The 18,707-nt window shown below is 70.1% G+C and carries 14 protein-coding genes and 2 pseudogenes; 13 read left to right on the top strand and 3 right to left on the bottom strand.

Annotated features, from left to right (window positions below):
* Positions 1-99 precede the first annotated feature (99 nt).
* From Q5425_RS21580 to Q5425_RS21550, 7 genes are all read left to right on the top strand, one after another.
* A complete protein-coding gene (locus tag Q5425_RS21580; protein ID WP_308674076.1) occupies positions 100-1,014 on the top strand; it encodes an SDR family NAD(P)-dependent oxidoreductase in 915 nt (304 codons plus the stop codon).
* 170 nt (positions 1,015-1,184) lie between these two features.
* On the top strand, positions 1,185-2,087 hold the full coding sequence (locus tag Q5425_RS21575; RefSeq protein ID WP_308674075.1) for a GNAT family N-acetyltransferase: 903 nt from the start codon (positions 1,185-1,187) through the stop codon (positions 2,085-2,087).
* 96 nt (positions 2,088-2,183) lie between these two features.
* Positions 2,184-2,609: a hypothetical protein gene (locus tag Q5425_RS21570; RefSeq protein WP_308674074.1), complete on the top strand. Its 426-nt coding sequence runs from the start codon at positions 2,184-2,186 to the stop codon at positions 2,607-2,609.
* Between the two features lie 31 nt (positions 2,610-2,640).
* Positions 2,641-4,260 carry a 2,3-epoxybenzoyl-CoA dihydrolase gene (gene boxC / locus Q5425_RS21565; protein ID WP_308674073.1) on the top strand — a complete coding sequence of 540 codons (1,620 nt, stop codon included), beginning with the start codon at positions 2,641-2,643 and terminating at the stop codon, positions 4,258-4,260.
* Between the two features lie 5 nt (positions 4,261-4,265).
* Positions 4,266-5,687, top strand: coding sequence for a benzoyl-CoA 2,3-epoxidase subunit BoxB (gene boxB, locus Q5425_RS21560; RefSeq protein WP_308674072.1), 1,422 nt, complete (start codon positions 4,266-4,268; stop codon positions 5,685-5,687).
* Between the two features lie 8 nt (positions 5,688-5,695).
* Positions 5,696-7,246, top strand: coding sequence for a benzoate-CoA ligase family protein (locus Q5425_RS21555; RefSeq protein WP_308674071.1), 1,551 nt, complete (start codon positions 5,696-5,698; stop codon positions 7,244-7,246).
* Positions 7,243-8,106 carry an amidohydrolase family protein gene (locus tag Q5425_RS21550; RefSeq protein ID WP_308674070.1) on the top strand — a complete coding sequence of 288 codons (864 nt, stop codon included), beginning with the start codon at positions 7,243-7,245 and terminating at the stop codon, positions 8,104-8,106. The genes Q5425_RS21555 and Q5425_RS21550 overlap by 4 nt, the downstream gene beginning before the upstream one ends.
* A 32-nt stretch (positions 8,107-8,138) precedes the next feature.
* On the opposite strand, the gene Q5425_RS21545 is transcribed toward Q5425_RS21550, so the two are convergent.
* Together Q5425_RS21545 and Q5425_RS21540 are read right to left on the bottom strand one after the other, a co-directional pair.
* Complete coding sequence (locus Q5425_RS21545; protein ID WP_308674069.1) at positions 8,139-8,270, bottom strand: hypothetical protein; 132 nt, start codon at positions 8,268-8,270, stop codon at positions 8,139-8,141.
* 47 nt (positions 8,271-8,317) lie between these two features.
* Complete coding sequence (locus Q5425_RS21540; RefSeq protein ID WP_308674068.1) at positions 8,318-8,764, bottom strand: MarR family transcriptional regulator; 447 nt, start codon at positions 8,762-8,764, stop codon at positions 8,318-8,320.
* A 100-nt stretch (positions 8,765-8,864) separates the two neighbouring features.
* Here Q5425_RS21540 and Q5425_RS21535 point away from each other — a divergent pair, with 100 nt between their 5' ends.
* Together Q5425_RS21535 and Q5425_RS21530 are read left to right on the top strand one after the other, a co-directional pair.
* Positions 8,865-10,004 (top strand): dipeptidase, encoded by a 1,140-nt coding sequence (locus Q5425_RS21535; RefSeq protein WP_308674067.1) that lies wholly within the window; start codon positions 8,865-8,867, stop codon positions 10,002-10,004.
* A 46-nt stretch (positions 10,005-10,050) separates the two neighbouring features.
* Positions 10,051-10,473, top strand: coding sequence for a lipopolysaccharide assembly protein LapA domain-containing protein (locus Q5425_RS21530; RefSeq protein WP_308674066.1), 423 nt, complete (start codon positions 10,051-10,053; stop codon positions 10,471-10,473).
* Between the two features lie 22 nt (positions 10,474-10,495).
* On the opposite strand, the gene Q5425_RS21525 is transcribed toward Q5425_RS21530, so the two are convergent.
* Complete coding sequence (locus tag Q5425_RS21525) at positions 10,496-11,317, bottom strand: maleylpyruvate isomerase family mycothiol-dependent enzyme (RefSeq protein ID WP_308674065.1); 822 nt, start codon at positions 11,315-11,317, stop codon at positions 10,496-10,498.
* A gap of 72 nt (positions 11,318-11,389) precedes the next feature.
* Between Q5425_RS21525 and Q5425_RS21520 the strand changes: the two genes are divergently transcribed.
* The 4 genes and pseudogenes from Q5425_RS21520 (at position 11,390) to Q5425_RS21500 (ending at position 18,565) form a co-directional block, all read left to right on the top strand.
* Positions 11,390-12,172, top strand: coding sequence for an Abi-alpha family protein (locus Q5425_RS21520; RefSeq protein WP_308674064.1), 783 nt, complete (start codon positions 11,390-11,392; stop codon positions 12,170-12,172).
* 4 nt (positions 12,173-12,176) lie between these two features.
* Positions 12,177-12,858, top strand: a pseudogene (locus tag Q5425_RS21515) (hypothetical protein); the annotation flags it as partial.
* Between the two features lie 108 nt (positions 12,859-12,966).
* Positions 12,967-15,357, top strand: coding sequence for a tetratricopeptide repeat protein (locus Q5425_RS21510; protein WP_308674063.1), 2,391 nt, complete (start codon positions 12,967-12,969; stop codon positions 15,355-15,357).
* Between the two features lie 140 nt (positions 15,358-15,497).
* Positions 15,498-18,565, top strand: a pseudogene (locus tag Q5425_RS21500) (patatin-like protein).
* Positions 18,566-18,707 lie beyond the last annotated feature (142 nt).

The raw sequence follows: 18,707 nt of genomic DNA, 5'->3' as shown, positions 1-18,707 counted from the left end.
CGCCAACCCTAGCTTGTGTACCGCCGGTACCTTGACAGTGTACCGGCGGTACATTATCGTTCCGAACGTAAGTTACCGCCGGTACATAAGGAGACCGTGATGAAGTGGACCGAACAGCAGATGCCGCGCCAAGACGGCCGCGTGGCCGTGGTCACCGGCGCCAACACCGGACTGGGCTTCGAAACCGCCCGGGGGCTCGCCGAGCGCGGGGCGGCGGTCGTGCTGGCCGTGCGCGACACCGAAAAGGGCAAGCGGGCCGCGGCCCGGATCAATGGTGACGTCTCCGTGCAGGAACTGGACCTGACCTCGCTGGAATCAGTGCGCGCCGCCGCGGCCGGCCTGCGTGCCACCTACCCGCGGATCGACCTGCTGATCAACAACGCCGGCGTGATGTACACCCCGAAGCAGGTCACCCGCGACGGCTTCGAGATGCAGTTCGGCACCAACCACCTGGGCCACTTCGCGCTCACCGGGTTGCTGCTCGACCTGCTGCTGCCCGTGCCCGGATCCCGGGTGGTCACGGTCAGCAGCACCGGTCACCGCATCAACGCCGCCATCCACTTCGACGACCTCCAGTGGGAGCGGTCCTACAGCCGGATCGCCGCCTACGGCCAGTCGAAGCTGGCCAACCTGATGTTCACCTACGAGCTGCAACGCCGGCTCGCCGCGCACGGCACCACCACCGCGGTGGCCGCGCACCCCGGTATCTCCGACACCGACCTGGTCCGCAACACCCCGGCGGTCGCCCGCAGGCTGATCACCTGGCTCACTCCGGTGCTCACGCAGCCCGCGGCGGCGGGCGCGCTTCCCACCCTGCGGGCCGCCACCGACCCGTCCGTCCTCGGCGGGCAGTACTACGGGCCCGATGGCTTGGCCGAGCGGCGCGGCTACCCGAGGCCGGTCGCTTCCAGCCCGGACTCCTACGACTTGACCGTGCAGCATCGCCTTTGGGCCGTCTCCGAAGACCTCACCGGCGTGCGGTTCCCGGTCGGCCCGGTTACCGCCGCGGCGTGAGCTGCAGAAAATCCGTTGATCACCGCGGCCGGAACCCCTAAGGTTCCCGAAGGCACCTTGACCAGCGAAAGGAGGTGGGACCGATGATCACGCAACCGATCACGCGTTCCCACCTCGCAGCGAGGGTGCCGGCTGTCTGACCGGGAGCGCGTACTCCTGGAAGGACCTCCATGACCGATCTGGTCATCCGCCCGCTCGAAGCGGGCGAAGAAGCACTGTTCACCTCCCTGCCCGACCGCGGTCTTGTCGGCCGCAAGCTGCTCGGCGACGACTTCGCCGTGATGGCGGAGAAGGGCGAATACCGGCCCGAGTGGACCTGGGTCGCGCTGCGCGACGACGTCGTCGTGGCCCGCGCCGCCTGGTGGGCGACGGACGGCGACGAAACCCCGATCGCCCTGGACTGGTTCGACTTCACCGACTTCGACGCGGCCGTCCGGCTGCTGAAGACGGCGCCGCTGCGCGCGGAGTACGCCCTGCACACCCCACCGGCGTGGCAGGACGACGCGGACGTCGCGCGCGAAGTGAACAGCCGGGTCGAGGCGGCCGAGCAGGCGGGTTACCGCAAGCTCGTCGAGCGCTACCGCTTCCGCTGGACCCCGGAAAACGGCCTGCCGGAGAAGCCCGGCAGGCTCGAGTTCCGGCCGGAGCCGGACGACGACGTCATCCTCGACGTCTTCAAGCGGGTGCACGTCGGCAGCCTCGACGCGCACGTGCGGAAGACCGTCGAGGAGCACGGCCTCGACGCGGCCGCGCGGGAGGACCTCGACATCATGAAGTGGATGCCGGCGCCGCGTGACTGGTGGCGGCTGGCGTACACGCCCGAAGGTGAGCTGGTCGGCCTGACCCTGCCGAGCCGGAACGTCTACGACCCGGTGGTCGGGTACATCGCCGTGGTGCCGGAGCACCGGGGCCACGGCTACGCCTACGACCTCTTGGTCGAGGCCACCCACCAGCTCGTCGCGCAGGGCGCGGACCGGATCGTCGCGGGCACCGACGTCGGCAACGTCCCGATGGCGAAGGCGTTCGCCAAGGCGGGTTACCCGGTGGTCCAGCACCGAATCGACCTGGTCTGACCGGAGCTTTCACGTGAAAGCACCGCCCGGAGCTTTCACGTGAAAGCTCCGGGCGGTACCGTCGCTAGAGCGATCTATCAAATGGGGGTGTGGTGGATGGACAAGGGACTGGTACCGCTTCGCGTGATCCTTGGCTTCTCACTGCTCAGCACGACGCTGCACTACGCGCACAACGCGATCCGGTATGCGGACTACCCGCAGCTGCAAGGGGTCTCGACGCTGGCCGGCGGCATCGTCGTCGCGTTCGCCTGGGTGCTGCTCACGGCGTTCGGCTGGCTCGGCTACCGCGCGTACACCGGAGGCCGGTACCACCGGGCGCTGGCTTTCCTGTTGGTCTACTCGCTGGCCGGGATGATCACGCTCGGTCACTTCCTGACGGGTGTGCCGCAGATTCCGGCCTTCTGGTTCGTGACGATCTTCACCGACGCCGCGGCGGGTCTGGCACTGTGGGTCTTCCTGGTCTGGGCCTGGGCCACGCTCAACCGGGTGACCGCCCGAGATCAAGTTTCTACACAACATTGACCTTCGTCTGACTCGTGTAGACAATCGGGGAGTGACCACCACCACACCGGTTACCTTCGACCGCCGTCCGGACGAGTACCGCCACTGGCGCCTCCGGCTCGACGGGGAGGTGGCCTGGCTGGAGCTGGACGTCGACGAACAGGGTGGGCTGGTCCCGGGGTACGAGCTCAAGCTCAACTCCTACGACCTCGGCGTCGACATCGAGCTGTACGACGCCACGCAACGGCTGCGGTTCGAACACCCCGAAGTCCGCGTGGTCATCGTGACCAGCGCGAAGGACAAGGTTTTTTGCGCCGGGGCGAACATCCGCATGCTCGCCGCGTCGGAGCACCACTGGAAGGTGAACTTCTGCAAGTTCACCAACGAGACGCGCAACGGCATGGAGGACGCCACCGAGCACTCCGGCCAGATCTACGTGGCCGCGGTGAACGGCACCTGCGCCGGTGGTGGTTACGAAATCGCGCTGGCCTGCGAAAAGATCTTCCTGATCGACGACAACTCCTCGACGGTCGCGCTGCCGGAGGTGCCGTTGCTGGGCGTGCTGCCCGGCACCGGCGGCCTCACCCGGGTCGTCGACAAACGGCGGGTGCGCCGGGACCTCGCCGACGTCTTCGCGACGCGCCCGGACGGCGTCAAGGGCAAGACGGCGGTCGACTGGCGCCTGGTCGACGAGCTGGTGCCGCGCCAGGACTTCCGCGAGAAGGTCCTCGAGAAGGCGCGGGAACTCGCCCGCCGGTCGGAAAAACCGGCAGAGGACGGCATCGAGCTGACCCCGCTCGAACATCGACATGTCGACGTCGAGGTGGCCAAGGGGCAGGTCACGATCACCGTCAAGGGGCCCGAAAAGGACCCCGGTGACCTGCACGAAGAGGGTGCCGACGGCTGGTTCCTCGCCATGACCCGCGAACTGGACGACACGATCCTCCGGCTGCGCACGAACGAGGTCGAAGCCGGGACGTGGATCCTGCGCACCCAGGGCGACCCCGCGAAGGTCCAGGCGCACGAGCAGGCCGTCCTCGGCCAGAAGGACTGGCTCGCCAACGAGATCACGCACTACTTCAAGCGCACGCTCAAGCGCCTCGACGTCACCAGCCGCAGCTTGATCGCGCTGATCGAGCCGGGCAGCTGCTTCACCGGGGCGCTGCTGGAGATCGCGCTGGCGGCGGACCGCCAGTACATCCTGGACGGCCCGCCGATCGACGACGAAGACAGCGACGCCCGCGCGTCCCTCCAGCTCACGGACGCCAACTTCGGCGCGTTCCCGATGGGCAACGGCCTGACCCGCCTGCAGACGCGGTTCTACGGCGACGACGACCACCTCGCCTGGCTCGCGCGCGAGAAGAACCGCGAGCTGAGCGCCGCCGAGGCACTGGAACTCGGCCTGGTCACCGACGCCCCGGACGACCTCGACTGGGAGGACGAGATCCGGATCGCCCTCGAAGGCCGCGCGTCGCTGTCGCCGGACGCGCTCACCGGCATGGAGGCCAACCACCGGTTCGTCGGTCCCGAGACCATCGAGACCAAGATCTTCGGCCGGCTGGCGGCTTGGCAGAACTGGATTTTCACCCGGCCGAACGCATCCGGGCCGGAAGGCGCGCTGCGCCGCTACGGTACGGGACAGAAGGCCGTCTTCGACAGGAAGCGGGTCTAGCCCAGATGCCCGAGAAGATCGACTACGACGCCAAGATCCCGAACAACGTCAACCTCTCCGAGGACCGCAAGCTGCAGCGCGCGCTGGAGGGCTGGCAGCCGAAGTTCCTGCACTGGTGGGGCGAGATGGGTCCGACGCTGGAGACGCAGGGGGTCTACCTGCGCACCGCGGTCAGCGTCGGACGCGAGGGCTGGGCGCACTTCGACCACGTCAACGTCCCCGACTACCGCTGGGGCATCTTCCTCGCCGAGCGCGACCCGGACCGGCGGATCGCCTTCGGGGAGCACCAGGGCGAGCCGGTGTGGCAGCAGGTGCCCGGCGAATACCGCGCCGACCTGCAGCGGCTCATCGTGATCCAGGGCGACACCGAGCCGGCGTCGGTCGAGCAGCAGAAGCTGCTCGGGCTGACCGCGCCGAGCCTGTACGACCTGCGGAACCTGTTCCAGGTCAACGTCGAAGAAGGCCGTCACCTGTGGGCGATGGTGTACCTGCTGCACGCCTACTTCGGCCGCGAAGGCCGGGACGAGGCCGAAGGGCTGCTGCTGCGCAACTCCGGCAGCCCGGACGCGCCGCGCATCCTCGGCGCGTTCAACGAGGAAACCGCCGACTGGCTGGCCTTCTACATGTTCACCTACTTCACCGACCGCGACGGGAAGTACCAGCTCGGCACGCTCAAGGAGTCCTCCTTCGACCCGCTCTCGCGCACCTGCGAGTTCATGCTCAAAGAAGAAGCGCACCACATGATGGTCGGCACCACCGGCGTCGACCGCGTGGTGACCCGCAGCGCGGAGCTGATCCGCGAGCACGACACGTTCGACATCGCCCCGCACGGCGGCATCCCCCTCGACGTCATCCAGCGGTACATCAACTTCCACTACACCGTGTCCCTGGACCTGTTCGGCAGCGAGACGTCGACGAACGCGGCGAACTACTACACCGCCGGGCTCAAGGGCCGCTGGCAGGAGACCCGCCGCAAGGACGACCACAAGCTCACCGAGGACGCCCGCACGCTGGAGCGGCCCACCGCCGACGGCACGTGGACGACCGAGGAGCTGCAGGCGATCCTGCTGCTGAACCTCGACCTGCGCAGCGAGTACGTGGCCGACTGCCAGACCGGCGTCAACCGGTGGAACAAGATCCTCACCGAGGCCGGCATCGACTTCACGTTCCGCTTGCCGCACCCTGGCTTCAACCGCGAAGTCGGCATAAACTCCGGCCACCGCGTCACTCCCGACGGCACCATTGTCGACGAGGCGACCTGGGAGGCAGGCAAGCGCAAGTGGCTGCCCACGACCGAAGACCTCACGTTCGTCCGTTCGCTGATGCGGCCGGTGTACGAGCGGGGGAAGATCGCGAGCTGGGTCGCGCCGCCGCGGCAGGGCATCAACGGGAAGCCCATCGACTACGAGTACGTGTACCTCACGTAGGAGGCCTGGTGGCGACAGGGTTCAATGCCGCGGAGTACCTGCTCTCGGCCGGGCACCCGGACGCGACCGCGGTCGTGTCGCCCCGCCGCAGCCTCACCTACGCCGAACTCGCGGCCGAGTCCCGGCGGGTCGCCGGCGGGCTCGCCGAACTCGGCGTGCGGCCCGAGGAACGGGTCATGTTCTGCATGGTCGACGACGTCGAGCTGCTCACCGGCATCCTCGGCGCGATGCTGGCCGGCGCGGTCGCCGTCCCGGTGTCGACCATGGTCACCGGACCCGAGCTGGGCCAGGTGCTGGCCGACTCGCGGGCGCGCGTGCTGTGCGTGTCCGGGGAGTTCGCCGGGCAGGCGGTCACCGCGCTCGGGCTCGCCCCCGAGGTCACCGACGTCGTGCTCGACCGCTGCGACGCGGACGGCCTGCCCGGCGGAGTCCGGACGCACGATTGGCCGTCGCTGGCGGGGTCGTTCCGCGGTGGCGGGACGTGGGCGGACTCACCCGCGCTGTGGCTGTACACCTCGGGCACGACGGGGCAGCCGAAGGGCGCGATGCACCGGCACGCGAGCATCCGCGCGGTCTGCGAGACCTACGCCCGCGGTGTGCTGGCGACGACGAGCGAGGACCGGTTCCTGTCCGTGCCGAAGCTGTTCTTCGCCTACGGGCTGGGGAATTCGTGCTTCTTCCCGCTCGGCGCGGGTGGCACGACGCTGCTCGAACCTTCGCGCCCGACACCAGCGCTGTTCGCTCGACGCGCCCGCGAGGAGCAGCCGTCACTGTTCTTCGCCGTCCCGACGTTCTACGCGGCTTTGCTCGCCAGCGACGTCCCGGACGACTCGTTTTCTTCGGTGCGGTACGCGGTTTCGGCCGGCGAGCCGCTGCCGGCGTCGCTGTTCGAACGGTTCCGCGCGCGCTTCGGCCTGGAGATCCTCGACGGCATCGGGTCGACCGAGGCCCTGCACATCTTCCTGTCGAACCAGCCCGGCCTGGTGCGGCCGGGCAGCACCGGCGTCCCGGTGCCCGGGTACTCCGTGCAGCTGCGTGACGAGGCGGGTGCCGTGATCGACGCCGCCGGCCGACCGGGCGAGCTGTTCGTGGCCGGGCCGTCGACGGCGACCGGGTACTGGGCCCGCTACGACGCGACGAAGCTGGTGTTCCAGGGTGAGTGGCTGCGGACCGGCGACAGCTACGTGCGGAACGAGGACGGGACGTACAGCTGCCTCGGCCGGTTCGGGGACATGCTGAAGGCGGGCGGGATCTGGGTGTCACCGTCCGAAGTGGAGGAACGGCTGCGGCAGCACCCGGCGGTGGCGGAGGTCGCGGTCGTCGCCGCGCCGGACGCCGACGGCCTCGACAAGCCCGTCGCGTGCGTGGTCGCCGCGCCCGGCTTCGCGCTCGATCCCGACGAGCTGATCGAGTTCTGCCGCGAGGGGCTCGCGGCGTTCAAGCGGCCGAGAGGTGTGGTCGAGCTGGCGGAACTGCCGAAGACGGCGACCGGCAAGATCCGCCGGAACGTGATCCGCGAGCAGGTCCGCGACGTGCTGCGGGTGGTGCCCAGCTCGTGATCGACGGGCACTTCGTGGTCGACGCGCACGTCCACACACCGCGGCTGCCGACGCTCAAGCCCGCGTGGCTGCAGTGGGCCCACGACTTCGCTGGGTCGTACCCGTGGCGCTCGGTGTACTCCGCGTCGGGGGAAGTGGTGCCGTCCGCAATGGACGAACTGATGGAGGCCGAGGGCGTCGACCGCGTGTTGTTGTTCTGCGAGTACAGCCCACGGGCGACCGGGATCCAGCCGATCGAGGACAACCTGCCGCTGGTTTCGCACAACCCGACGCGGTTCCGGCTGGTGGCGAACGTCAACCCGTACCTGCACCACCCGGCGGCGTCGGAGGTGGCCCGGCAGCTGGACCTGGGCGCGGTGGCGCTGAAGATCCACCCGGTGCACGGCGCCTTCTCGCCGGCGGACAAGGAGCTGTACCCGGTCTACCAGCTGTGCCTCGAGCGCGGGGTGCCGGTGATCCTCCACTCGGGAACGTCGAGCTTTCCGGGGTCCCGCACCAGTTTCGGCAACCCGGAGCTGCTGTCCGATGTGGTCGAAGACTTCCCGGCATTGCAGTTCGTCTTCGCCCACGGCGGTCGCGGGTGGTGGTACGACGTGGCGGCGTTCCTGGCGCTGGCGCGCGAGAACGTCTGGCTCGACCTCGCCGGGTTGCCGCCGAAGAAGCTGCCGGAGTACTACCGGCGCTTCGACCTGACGCGGCTGGCGGGGAAGTTCGTGTTCGGGACGGACTGGCCGGGCGTGCCTTCGGTGGCCGCGAACGTCCGGGCGCTCGCCGAACTCGGGCTGCCGGCGGACGTGCTGAGCGGGGTCCTGTCGGGGAACGCGATCAAGCTGATGCCCTCGCTCGCCCGACGGTCGTGAGTGGTAAGGCGGGTTAGAACCAGCCTTACCACTCACGACGGGGTCAGCGCATGACCTCGTGCAGGCCCCGTCTGCTTCAGGCCGAGGGAGTGTGCGTAGAAGTGGCCGGCGCGTTCACTGTCGGTCACCGGAAGCATCGTCGTGATGGTCGATTCGGTCAGCATGGCTCCTATGGTGCGCCGCTGCGCGCGCTGCCGTGACCTCGGCTTTTTCAACGTTCGGTGTTGAACGCGCGCAGTGTCCGCATGGCTTCCGCGAGTGCCGGCGCATCATCACCGAGCGGGGTCAGCACGATGCGGCGCAGGATGTCCGCCGCCGCCGCGCGGGCCTTGTTCGCCACCTCGAGGCCGTGGTCGGTCAGGGACGCGAACGTGACGCGGCGGTCGTCGGGGCTGGGGATCCGGCAGATCAGGTCCGCCGCCACCAGCCGGTCCGCCACCTTCGTGAAGCCGCCGCTGGACAGGGCCGCCTCCGTGGCCAGGCGGGTCATCGGCATCCGGTGCTCGGGCGAGCGGACCAGCCGCAGCAGGATGTCGAACGACGCCGGCGCGAGGCCGAACCGGTCGGCGATCTCGCCCATCAGCTTGTCCTGGGTGGCCAGGTAACCCTCGATGACCAGGCCCCACCAAGTGACGATCTCGTCGTCGTCGGTGTCCACGGGGTCTACTTTACCGCAACACCTCGCCAGATTATTTCTTACCGGAAAGATGTCAGCCCGTTTGTACGAACCGTATACCGGACGTCCCTACGATCGGGCGATGACTAACGAGGCACTACAGCGTGCTACCAAGTTGCTGGACGCCGTCATCCTCGCCGACGGGCACAACGACCTGCCGTGGGAGCTGCGGCAACACGGTGGCCCGAACCCGGTCGAGGCGGCCGCGTCGCTGGACCTGACCGTCCGGCAGCCCGCCCTGCACACCGACTTCCCGAAGCTCGCCGACGGGAAGCTCGGCATGCAGTTCTGGTCGGTGTACGTGCCCTGTGAATTCGAGGGCCACAGTGCCGTGACCGCCGTCCTGGAGCAGATCGAAGTCGTCCACCAGCTGGTCGAGCGCTACCCCGACCGGCTCCGGCTGGTCACCACGGCGGACGAGGCCGAGGCCGCGTTCGCCGACGGGCGGATCGCGTCGCTGCTCGGCGCCGAGGGCGGGCACAGCATCGCCGAGTCGATCGGCGTGCTGCGGATCCTGCGCCGCCTCGGCGTCCGCTACATGACGCTGACGCACAACTTCAACACCACGTGGGCCGACGCCGGCACCGACGAGCCCGCCCACGGCGGTCTCACCGAGTTCGGCCGCGAAGTCGTGCGCGAGATGAACAAGATCGGGATGATGGTCGACCTGTCGCACGTCGCACCGTCGACGATGCGGGCAGCGATCGAGGTCAGCTCGGTGCCGGTGATCTTCAGCCACTCCTCCTGCATCGCGGTGAACGACCACCCCCGCAACATCCCCGACGACGTCCTGGCCAAGCTGCCCGGCAACGGCGGCGTCGCGATGATCACCTTCGTGCCGGCGTTCGTCTCGCCGAAGGTCGCCGCCTGGAACGAACAGCTCGAGGCGGCGATGGCCGACGCCGGGCTGGAGTACCGGAACCTGACCTTGCGCGGGGAGTTCGTCAAGGAGTGGGACGGCCCGCCGAAGCCGCCGGCCACGGTCGAGGACGTCGTCGCGCACGTCGAGCACGCCCGCGAGGTGGCCGGCATCGACCACATCGGCCTCGGCGGCGACTACGACGGCGTCGGCTCGCTGCCGGAGGGACTGGAGGACACGTCCAAGTACCCGGTGCTGTTCGCCGCCCTGCTCGAGCGCGGGTGGAGTGAGGACGACTGCACGAAGCTGGCCGGGAAGAACACGCTGCGCGTCCTGCGGGAGGTTGACGGTTTCGCCCGTTAGGGGGTTTGAGGCGGCGCTCCCGGCGCGCGGGACGGACACTGGGCACATGACGCACGCGCGCGGGGGCGCGGCCGACCGCCCCACCGGTCCCACCCACCACGACCTGCCCGGCACCGAGGTGCCGGAAGGCGCCCTGGAACCCGCCGAGCTGCGCGCCGGCGACGTCCGCCCGGGCGCGGAGGAGGCGACGCCGGTGCGCCCGGCGCCCGCCAAACCGGCGGGCAAGGCCCGGCCGACGCGGATCAGCGGCACCTGGGTCGCGGTGATCGCCGGCCTGCTCGTGCTGGTCGTGCTGCTGATCTTCATCCTGCAGAACCTCGACCCGGCCACCGTGCACTTCTTCGGCGCCGAAGGCAACCTGCCCCTGGCCATCGCGATGCTGTTCTCGGCCATCGGCGGCGCGGTGCTGGTCGCGTTGATCGGCGGCGCCCGGATCCTCCAATTGCGGAAGCAGGCCCGCCGCCGCTGACACTTTCGTAGGGAAAGTGACGCTAGACGATGATCGAGGTCATCTCGAGCAGCGCCGCGCAAACGTTTTTGTCGCCGGTCGTCCGGACGCGGCCGCGGTCCGCCGCGTTGCGGGTGCAGAGCCGCCAGAACGTGTCCAGGTCGGTCGTCACGGTGGCCAGCGGGGTGCGTGACGGCGGTGCGCCGCGGTCCAGGACCCAGCCGTCGCGCTCGCGGCGCGCGTACCACTTCCCGTGGCCTGTCACCGTGTAACCGACCTGCTTGCCGACGCGGGCGTCGACGTCCCGCAGGGTGTGCGGCAGAGCCCGGACGAACGTGTCGGCGATCGGCTCGGCGTACTCCGCCTCCAGCGGCGTGTGCTCCAGGGCCTCGCGGATCTGCACGTGGTGGACCCAGAACTCCGAATAGTCGCGGGCCGCGTCCAGCCAGCGCGGTGCGGGCTCGTCGCCCGCCCAGCTCACCGGCATGCCGAGGACGTCAAGGTCCAGCTTCGCCCAGAACTCGGTCGTCTGGCCCATGAACTCGTACAGCATCGTCATCAGCACGTCCGTCGAGAGGCGGCGGCACGCGACGACCCACTCCTCGTTGATCCGGTCGATGAACCGCGGGAAGGCTTCACCCGGACGGGGGCCTTCGGGCGCGTGCCCGTCGCGGCCGTGGGACAGCCGGCCGACCTTGTCGCCCAGCAGGTGGGCGGCGACGTCCTTGACCGTCCAGCCGGCGCACATGGTCGGCCGCGTCCAGTCCTCGTCGGTCAGCGCGCCGAGCAGCGTCATCAGCGCCTGCTCTTCCTTCGAGAAGTACGGGAGGACGTCGATCGGCGGGCCCCAGCGGGTCGGACTCATGTGGGCATCCAAACACCTCCATTCGGCCTACCCGCAGGTAGCATCGGCGCGTAAGCAGAGGGGAGTCCGCGGGTGAACGCAGAGCGACCGAACGGCCGGGTCGGCCCCGAAGACCTGGCCCGCCGCGCCGGTCGGCTGGCGGGCTGGGCCGCGCGCACCGGCTTCGCGCTCGGGCGCAAGCTCCCCGGCGTCGAAACCGCCGAACGCACCGTGCGGGAGGTCGAGCGCCGGCTGCTGACCGAGCTGCGCAGCCGGCTCGACGAGGTCGACGACCCGTACCACGCGGCGCTCACCGCGGCGTCGGCGATGAACCGCCCGGCGGTGCCCGGGAAGGTCGAGGCCGCCGTAACGCTCGTGCCGGTGCGCGACAACCACGCCGAGCCGCTGCGCGCCGCGATGGCCGAGCTGCTCAACCACTCCGTCGGCTTCGGCCGCGAGCGCGCCCGCGAGTACTTCTACGCCATCATTCTGCGCCAGCTGACGCCGGACGAAGCCCGCATCCTGTCCGCGCTGTCCGACGGCTCGCCGTTCCCCGCGCTCGACGTCGTCGAGCGGACCGGGCTCGGCGGCAACGGCCGGGTCGTGCTGCGCAACGCCTCGACGGTCGGCAGGGCGGCCGGGGTGTCGCTGCCCGACCAGGTGCCCGGCTACGTCACCCGGCTGATCGGGCTCGGCCTCGTCGACCTCGACGAAGAGGTACCGTCGCTGGAGACGCAGTACGAGATCCTGATGACCGACGAAACCGTGCGCGACGCGGAAAAGCACGTCCGGCGCGCGAAGTTCGTCCGGCGGACGATCCACGTCTCGCGCCTCGGCGCGCAGTTCTGGCAGGCCTGCGACCCGAGCTCGGGTTAGCGGGGTGGGGGCCTTCTTCGGCGGCATCGTCGCCGACTTCGCGCAGCACTGGCCCCTCTACGTGTCGATCCCGGTGGTCGCCGCGCATGGCGAGCATCGCTTGCGACACGATGACCGAGCAGCTGATCAAGCCGGCCGAGGTCGTCGCGGGCCTGGACGCGGCTCGCATCGCCCAGGAAATCGAGAAGCCGCTGCTGGCGGGCATCGAAGACATCGTCCGCGAGGTGGCGGGGCACTACCGGCCGGGGCTGTGGGAGTCCGATGTGGACAGCGTGTTCGACCTCAAGGGCATGGTGGTAACCAGCCTGGTCAAGGACAAGGGCCTGCTGAACCGCATCTTCCAGGAGGCGGGCGCGAAGGAGTTCAAGTTCATCGCCCGGTCCGGTCTGGTGTTCGGCGGCGCGATCGGCGTCGTCCGGATGGTGGCGTGGGTGCTGTTCAAGTTCCCGCCGATCAAGTCACCTGGCAGGGCCTGTTCCTGAAGCGGCGCGCGGAGGTCGCGGAGGCGTACGGTTCGCCCTGATCCAGCGGCAGCTCGACCGGGAGCTGGGCAGCGCCCGCGCGAATTCGAGCGCCTGCTGCGGCCGGCGTTCGAGCAGGACGAGTGGATCCTGATCGCGACGGGCGCGGTGCTCGGCTTCGCGGTCGGTGAGGCACAGGTCCTGGTGCTGGAGCACCTGGCGGCTCAGCGATCACAGGCTTTCTCGCGGCCGAGCGGACACGGGCGCGGGTTGTGCCGGCGTGCGGTCTTGGTGACAGTGCATGAGGCGGGTTGATGGGCTACGCGGAAGCGCTTGTTGCGCATCGGCCACTGGATGGTCGACCGGCAGGGTGTTGGCACGATGGATGAGCAGCGCAGCGATCAAAGCGAAAACAAGATCCGCGGGGACGTTGCCGGGCTGGTGGTCCAGGCCGGCTCGATCAACGCCGCGCAGGTCAACATCGGCCCGGGTGAAGCACCCCTGGAGCCGGGAGCCGGTTCGGCCACCGTGCCCTGGAGCCGGTTGGCGCACGAGGTGCGTGGCCGGGCTGCGCTGGTGGGCCTCTTGACCGAGCAGGTGCGGTCGGGCACCGGCTCCGTCCTGGTCTTGCACGGCGGTGGCGGGTACGGCAAGACCACGGTCGCGCTGTCGGCGGCGCGCGTGCTTCGCGACGAAGCCACGGTGTGGTGGGTCGACGCGACCAACTCCACCAGCCTCGCGCAGGGGCTGCGTGAGGTCGCGATCGACGCCGGTGCGGACTGGCACCAGGTCAAGGACGCGTGGTCCGGGCGTAGCTCGGCAGCAGAGCTGCTGTGGCGCACACTCGACGCGCGCACGGGGTGCTGGCTGCTGCTGGTCGACAACGCCGATGATCCGGCGGTCCTGGCCGGTCCGGATGGCGTGGTCGACGGCCGGGGGTGGATCCGCACGCCGGCCTCGACCGGCACCGTGGTGATCACCAGCCGGGACGGCCGCGCAGGGGCCTGGCCGGGGCAGCTCCGGCGGCGGGCGGTGGCGGCGTTGAGTGACGCGGACGGCGCCGCGGTCCTGCTGGACTTGGCGCCGCGAGCCGGTGACCTGGCCGCGGCAGTGGACTTGGCCCGGCGTCTGGGCGGGCTGCCTCTGGCGCTGCGCCTGGCAGGGCGTTATCTGGCGGCAACCGCGACAACTCCGGCCTTGCCGGGTTTGGTGGTACCACGTTCCTTCGCCGAGTACGGCACAGCGTGGGAGACACGCCTGGCCGACATCACCGTCCCTACCGACGGCACCATCCTGGCTGAACGCGAGCTGCTGGGCAAAACCTGGGAGTTGTCGCTGGATTTGCTGGTGACGCGAGGATTTCCGCTGGCTCGGCCGGTGCTGCGGCTGGCCTCTTTCCTGGCTGCCGCGCCGATCCCGTATGAGGTGCTGGACGCGTCGGTACTGACGGACACGGCGATCTTCGCCGGGGTGACACCGGCCAGCTTGGTCGAGGTCATAGGCGGGTTGATCGGCCTGGGACTGCTCGAGCACCGTGCGGGTGACGCGGAGACGGGGGAACGCGACGCGGTCGTCGTGCACCCGGTGGTGCGTGACAGTTGCCGGTGGCAGGCGGATGCGGTGACGGACGCCGGGCAATACCGGATGACGTGCCTGGCGTTGCTGGAGCGGGCTACGCGGGGATTGGGCTTCGTGGATCCGGGGACGTGGCCGGTGTGGCGGATGTTGCTACCGCACTGTCAGAACGCCATCGATGAAGGGGAGCCCGACACCGGTGCGGATGACCTTCGGGATCTTCGGGTGGCCGGCGTGGCCCATCGGACGGCCGATTATGTCGACGAGGTCGGTTTGAGCGCCGAGGCCGATCGGCTGTACCGGCGCGCGTTGGGCATCCGGATGCGTTTGCTGGGACCTGAACACCTCGACACCTTGGCAACCCGCAACAACCTCGCCTGTGTGCTGCGAATACGGGGAGAAACGGCCGCTGCGGAAGCGGAGTTCCGCGAGGTGCTCGCCGCTCGTGAGCGGATACTGGGCACCGAACACCCGGATACGTTCGTCACCCGGCGGAACGTGGCCCGAACGCTACGGGAGCGGGGGGAGCTGGCCGGCGCGGAAGCGGAGTTCCGCGAGGTGCTCGCCGCTCGCGGGCGGCTGCTGGGTACCGAGCACCTCAATACGTTGAAAGTCCGCCACCAGCTTGCCTGCATATTGCGGGAACGAGGCGACCTCGCCGGAGCCGAGACGGAACTTCGGGGGTTGATCGCCACCCAACAGCGGATACGGGGCAGTGAACACCCCGGCACCCTGGCCGCCCGGCATGAGCTTGCCTGTGTGCGCTGCGATCAAGGAGACCTGGCCGGCGCGGAGGCGGAATTCCGGGAACTCGTTGCCGTGGAAACGCACGCGCTCGGTCCCGAGCATGGTCTTACGTTGGCCGCGCGTCACGAGCTCGGCCGCGTGCTGCGGGAGCGGGGGAAGCCGGCGCACGCGGAAGCCGAGCTCCGCGCCGTGATCGCGGTCCGCGAGCGCGTGTTGGGCAGCAAGCACGTCCGGACTCTGGCCGCGCGCTACGAGCTCGGCCGCGCGCTCTGGGAGCGGGGGGATCCGGCCGGCGCGGAGACGGAGCTCCGCACCAGCCTCGTCCTGGGTATGTCCGTGCTCGGACGCGACCACCGATTGGTGGCTGCGATAGAGGCCGCGCTCGCCGCGATCACGACCTGACCCCGGCCGGAGCCCTCCATCTCCGCCGGCGGCCATGCGGGCGAACAAGTCCACCCGAACGGCCGTGCCCCCGGACGTATCCCCGTGCTCGCCTTTCGCCTCTATTTTGCGTCAGGAAGTCCGATCGCCGGGAGCACCCCATGGCCGAGACCGCGGAACCGTGGCAGCAGGAAATCCGCCTCGCGATGACCATGGTCGGGGGCGCCAGCCTGGCCATCTGGATGGGCGGGGTCGCCACCGAGACGTCGCAGCTGCTGCGGGAGTCGCGCGGGGACACCCCGCCCGGCCTCTACCGCACTCTGCTCGACGTCCTGCGCGCGAGCGTCTCGATCGACGTCCTGACCGGGACCAGTGCCGGCGGCATCAACGCCGCCTGCCTCGGCCTGGCCGAGGCCTTCGGCTCCACGCCGCAGGTCCTGCGGGACACCTGGATCACCACCGGCTCGCTGGAGAACCTGGTCCGGGACGCGCGGGAGCCGCAGCCGCGGTCGGTGCTCGACGGGGACCGCGTGCTGCTCGAAGACGTCGAACGGGCGCTGCGGAAGATCACCGCCGAGGGGGCTCCGCCCGCCGACGAACCCGACATCACCGTGCTGCTCACCGGCACGATGATCGACGGCGAGACCACCCGCTTCGACGATGCGCTCGGGAACCTGGTGCGCGACACCGAACACCGGATGCTCTTCCGGTTCTGTGGTCCACTGTGGACCATCGGGGTGGAGGGGCCGCTCGCGCTGGCGGCGCGCTCCACCGCGTCCTTCCCCGGCGCGTTCGAGCTGTCCCGGATGCCGATCGGCACCGAAGGCACCGACCGGCTGCACCCCGACATGACGCCGTACACCGAGCTGATCCGCTCGCACTGGCTGACCGACGGCGGGGTGCTGCTCAACAAGCCGTTGCGGCCCGCGTTGCGGGAGATCTTCGAGCGCACCTCCCACGTGGACGTTCGCCGGCTGCTGCTCTACGTCGTGCCGACCGGCGAACGCGAAACCGACGCCGCCGGCTGCGACGCGGCGGACCCGCCGCTGCTGTCGAACGCGATGGCCAAGGTCGTCAACACCGTGATGAGCCAGTCGATCAGCGCCGAGCTGGACGACCTGACCCGGCACAACGACGCCGTGCTCCGCGCCAGGGACACCCGCGTCTCGCTGGCCGCGCTGGGCCTGCGCGGCGGGCCGGAATGCCTGGTCGACGCGCGGATCGCCGCCGCGTACCTCGAGCGCCGGACCGCCGAGGACGCCGCCGAGCTGGTGCGGGCCGCCGCCCGCCGGTACGCGCTGTCCGCCGCGGACACCCCGGACCGCGACTGGGCGTCCGGGATGTCGCGCCAGCTGCGCGCGATCGCCGTGGCCGGGCTCAGCACCGGCGTCCCCGCCGCGCCGCCCGCCGCGAGCGTGCCGGTGGACGACCTGGTCCGCTACCGGACGTCCGCGCTCGACGACGCCGTCGCGACGGGCCTGCAGCTGATCAACGCCGGTTCCGGCTCCGGCCGGACGCCACGCGCGCGGAATCGCTCAACGACGCACGCGCCCAGCTGCACGAAGCACGCCGGACCGCCGGCCGCGGGGTCCGGCTCGCGCAGTGGGTGGCCGCGCACACCGGGCCCGGCGCGAGCAGCACCCTGGAGGTCTGGATCCGCGAGCTCGCCGAGGAGTGGGCCGGGCTGGGCCGCTCGGCCGCCGTCGCCGAGGCGTGGCCGAAGGTGGTCGCGGGCCTGCGGGCGGCGGCGCCGACACTGCGGGCGCTGGCCGCGGAAGACGACGCCGGCACGGTGACCACGCTGCTGAACTGGCTGGCCCTGACCCCGGGAACCGAAGAGGACGACGTGGTGCAGGCCCGGCTGCTGGCCCTGCACGTGGCGACGCGCGGGCTGCTCGCCCAGGCCCCGTCGGTTGACCAGCGGGTCGACCTCGTGCAGGTCAGCGCCGATTCCCGGACGCTGCTGGACATGACGCGGCGCCGGTCGTGGGACAAGCTGACCGGGATGCAGGCGAGCTACTTCGGCGCGTTCTACAAGGCGTCGTGGCGAGCCAGCGACTGGATGTGGGGTCGCATCGACGGCGCGGGCTGGCTGGTCCAGTGCCTGCTCGACCCGGTCCGCCTGGAGACGCTCCGCGACATCGTCGGACCGGAGCAGTTCCGCAACGAGCTCACCGCCGCCCTCAAGCCGGGCTGGCGCAAACCGGACGAGTCCGACCGCTGCACCCCGGCCGAGGCGGCCCAGCTGCGCGACGAGCTGGCGGCCGAGCTGGCGTTCCTCGGCCTCGACGCCGACCTGAACCCGGTCGAGTTCGCACACCATCGCCCGGTCAGCCTTCCGGTGACGGCGATGGTGCTGGCCCGCACCCGCCAGGCGGAGATAGCGGCGGAAGAACTCCCGGTGGTCACGCGCACAGCGCGGTACGACGCCGACGACCGCCGGGACGTCGAGAAGGCACTGGCGGAGGACCGGCCCCCGCCCGACGTCGCCAAAGCTCAGGCCCAGTTCCAGGCGTGCCGCGTATCGGCGGAGAAGATAGCGGGAGAGCAGGGCACCGCCCGCCTGACCAGAACCCTGGTGGCCCTGGGCGCGGCGACGGTCAACGCGGGAACGGTGGCGTTCCACCTACCGGGCGGCTGGCCCCGGACCGCGGCGACCATCCTCCGAACCGTGGCCAGAAGCACGGCAAGGGTTTCCCAGGGCGCCTCCAGGCTGGGCCCGGCGGGCTCGCTGGCCGCGGGCGTACTGGCTTTGCTGGCCGGCTTGGTGCTCGGCAACAACGGCGGCGCGGTCCTGCAGTGGATAGGCCTCCCGATATTGGCGGGAGCGGCGATCTACCTGGCCACCGCACTGCTCACGACGGGCCACACCGCAAGAAAGCTGTTCGCGGCACTGGGAGCACTGATCGTGGCGGCCTTGCTGCTGGCCGCATTCCTGCCGCCGTTGGCCCACCCGTTCTTCGGCTGGCTGGGCGAGGTGGTGGCGGGCTGGCGCGAAGGCCGTGGAGCGGTGTGGTGGCTGGCGGTCTCGGGCGTCCTGATCCTCCCGGCACTGGTGATGCCGGCCAGCGCAGTGACCCGCAGACTGACGGCCCGCAAAGAGCAGTCCCGCAAGCAGAAGAGCTTGGTGCTCAACGTAGGCGGAACCGCCACCGGACGTTCACCCCGCAGCCAGGCAACCAAAACAAGGCCAAGGGAACAGGCCACCCTCGAACGCGCAAAGCACTGAACCAGCGCAAGCTCAAGCGGCCCCAGACGCATGCCCCTCAAGATCCCACCTCAAACACGTTTGTGGGACTGCTCACCGGGTACTCTTCGTCGCCGCAGGTCATAGCGGGGTCGTGACCTGCATCGCTGGCACGCGGAAAATT

Origin of the sequence: Amycolatopsis sp. A133 (genome assembly GCF_031082405.1) — a bacterium.
Lineage (GTDB): Bacteria > Actinomycetota > Actinomycetes > Mycobacteriales > Pseudonocardiaceae > Amycolatopsis.
Note: the sequence above shows the minus strand (reverse complement) of the source record. Positions and strands in the feature narration are given on the sequence as shown.

Bases quoted from the DNA above. Each gene is read 5' to 3' on its own strand.
- Q5425_RS21525 (WP_308674065.1), bottom strand. From the start codon at position 11,317: ATGAGTCCGACCCGCTGGGGCCCGCCGATCGACGTCCTCCCGTACTTC.
- Q5425_RS21545 (WP_308674069.1), bottom strand. From the start codon at position 8,270: ATGCTGACCGAATCGACCATCACGACGATGCTTCCGGTGACCGACAGT.
- Q5425_RS21530 (WP_308674066.1), top strand. From the start codon at position 10,051: ATGACGCACGCGCGCGGGGGCGCGGCCGACCGCCCCACCGGTCCCACC.
- boxB (WP_308674072.1), top strand. From the start codon at position 4,266: ATGCCCGAGAAGATCGACTACGACGCCAAGATCCCGAACAACGTCAAC.
- Q5425_RS21575 (WP_308674075.1), top strand. From the start codon at position 1,185: ATGACCGATCTGGTCATCCGCCCGCTCGAAGCGGGCGAAGAAGCACTG.
- Q5425_RS21535 (WP_308674067.1), top strand. From the start codon at position 8,865: ATGACTAACGAGGCACTACAGCGTGCTACCAAGTTGCTGGACGCCGTC.
- Q5425_RS21580 (WP_308674076.1), top strand. From the start codon at position 100: ATGAAGTGGACCGAACAGCAGATGCCGCGCCAAGACGGCCGCGTGGCC.
- Q5425_RS21570 (WP_308674074.1), top strand. From the start codon at position 2,184: ATGGACAAGGGACTGGTACCGCTTCGCGTGATCCTTGGCTTCTCACTG.